1 protein-coding gene is annotated in these 807 nt (G+C 46.0%); it reads right to left on the bottom strand.

Annotated elements, in window-relative coordinates; translation table 11 throughout:
* The coding region (gene secY2 / locus GMD1S_RS08450; RefSeq protein WP_008281353.1) for an accessory Sec system protein translocase subunit SecY2 at positions 1-806 on the bottom strand (806 nt) is incomplete at its 3' end.
* Between the last annotated feature and the right edge of the window lies 1 nt (position 807).

The raw sequence follows: 807 nt of genomic DNA, 5'->3' as shown, positions 1-807 counted from the left end.
CCCTTATCCAGATGTTGAAGCAAGAGCAAGAGATAAGAAGGCAAGCCCATGAGACTCATCACATACATATAAGGCATGCCACCTGCAGGATTGAGCATGATTTCCAGATAAGAATAGCGTTTAAAGCGAGAATGGAGCCCGATTTTATTGATAGGGATGCGGTATCGCGCTCGGTAAAAGAGAACAACTAGATAGGTAAAGAGGACACCAAGCACTACCAATAGGAAAAGCAGCCAAGGAGAGATCTTATGAACTTGGACCGATTGGATGATGTCCTGAGGGAGTGAAGCCACCATACTCGCCAATAAAATGACGATTGGGCCTCCAACTCCGATAGACGCATTGATGTCAGACAGCCAAACTAAGAAGAAGGTCCCCGCAACCAAAAGGCTGGTATTGAGGAGAAAGACCAAGAAGGGATTGTAGGGAGCTTGGACAGGAAGGTTTGTAGTCAAGGCCAAGGCCTGAATCAAGGCAATCCCTAACGTCAAGTACATTTTCCGTCTATCCCGGACTTCTGAAGACACCGAGTTTAAGCCCAGTTTCTTTGAAAAGGAAAACATCTGCCACAAGATCATGGCTGACATCCAAGGTGAAAGCCCGATGGAAAAGAGAGAGAGGCTGCGAAGATTTCCACCAGTCAGAGCTACTGAAAAGTCCAAATAGGCTGCGCTTCCTCCGAGAAAATCCCGACTATTGAGGTTAACAAAAGGAAGAGCCAGACGACTCCCGAGCACATAAATAAAGAGCAAAAACAGGGTGTGCATCCCTTTTTTTACTGCTATCGATGAACGAAATTCTTTCACT

This window comes from Streptococcus sp. GMD1S (genome assembly GCF_000296875.1).
Lineage (GTDB): Bacteria > Bacillota > Bacilli > Lactobacillales > Streptococcaceae > Streptococcus.
The sequence above is the reverse complement of the archived record's forward strand: the minus strand, read 5'-3'. Positions and strand labels throughout refer to the sequence as shown.